The organism is Halorubrum sp. T3 (genome assembly GCF_000296615.1).
In the GTDB taxonomy this organism is placed as follows: domain Archaea; phylum Halobacteriota; class Halobacteria; order Halobacteriales; family Haloferacaceae; genus Halorubrum; species Halorubrum ruber.
On sequence record NZ_JH815331.1, the window covers coordinates 10,978 to 11,896 of the forward strand.

Genomic DNA, 919 nt, shown 5'->3' on the forward strand with positions numbered 1-919 from the left:
CGGGCCACCGAACTGGTCGCGCAGATCGTTGCTGGGGTCGATCCCGGTCGGGTCCGACGCCGGATCGACCTCTTGGGTGCCTGTCACCGCGGTCGTCGACGCGATCGAGGTGGGATCGTTGACCGGACCGACGGTTGGGCCGCCTGTGACGGTCGGATCAGGCGCGATCCCTGTCGGGTCCGTGGTCTGACTCACGCTCCCGACGCCACCCGCGCCAGCGCCCGTCGACGAGAACCGTGAGGTCGCGCCCGCCCCGCTCTCGAAGTCGGTCACGTCTCGCAGGTCTGCGCCCGGAACATTCCCGTAGCGCTCCTTTTGCTGGGTGATTCGGCGCGTCCGCTCGCCGAGCGACTCACCAGGAATGCCGAAGGTCCCCGGGTTTCCTTCGCCGGCGATCCCGCTGCCTATGTCGTTGGTTTCTCCCGGCCCGTCTCGCGTCGGGCGCTCGGGCACGCGGTCGCGCACTTCCTCGCCGAATCGCTGTTCAACTTCAAACTTCGACTGCTGGTACTGCTGGCGGGCGATCTCGGCGGTTCTGTCGTCGGGCGCGTCAATGTCCTCGCCGCTAATCATGTCGTCACGCCCCCCGCGCTCGCTCTCGCCGCCGCGGCGCCGGAACCGCCCGGTCTGCGCGCGCGTGTCAGACACGAACTCATCGAGCGTCCCCGACCCACGCACGTCGAGGTTGTCAAGTAGCGGGCCGCGGCGCGGCGCTCCCGCGCCGACGCCGGGCGTGCCGCGGAGCGCCCGCGACGCCGCGCCGCCGACGACAGCCCCGCCGACGGCGCCGCCGAGCAGTTGCCCGGTAAATTCGAAGGGGCTCGCCGACGCCGACGCGGCGGCCGACGCCGCCACGTTGCCCGCCGCCTGTGCGTTCTCTCGCTGGCCTTCGGGGTTCGGGACGAACACGCCGGTCGGC

The 919-nt window shown here is 71.4% G+C and carries 1 protein-coding gene; it reads right to left on the reverse strand.

The features are described from left to right. The coding region (locus B378_RS17200) for a hypothetical protein (RefSeq protein WP_202800999.1) at positions 1-919 on the reverse strand (919 nt) is incomplete at both ends.